The sequence below is a fragment of the Peribacillus sp. SIMBA_075 genome (genome assembly GCF_046534585.1).
Map to the genome: position 1 here is coordinate 1 of NZ_JAWRYN010001428.1, position 242 is coordinate 242.

The following is a 242-nucleotide window of genomic DNA, read 5'->3' on the forward strand; positions in this document are numbered from 1 at the left end:
CGGCGACGGACGCGACCACCACGGTTGCCTTCGACAACTTCAGCGCGAAGACCGCTCAGTAGTCGGGGTCGTCAGCATGGTGAGGTGTCCGGGACAGGCGAAGGCCGTCGCGGACACCCCGCCATCCTGCGCGGAGCGCCTCGCCGGAGGTGAGGAACTGCCGCTTGCCGCCCTGCAGCAGGATCTCCCACGCCACGGGCAGCGTCGAACGCCGCCACGCCCGCACCGTCTCCGGCGGCAGG

General features: G+C 71.5%; 1 protein-coding gene. It reads right to left on the reverse strand.

What is annotated here, in order from left to right:
• Window positions 1–55: 55 nt before the first annotated feature.
• Window positions 56–242, reverse strand: a 187-nt coding sequence (locus SB775_RS33070) for a hypothetical protein (protein ID WP_410865521.1), incomplete at its 5' end; no start/stop codon positions are given.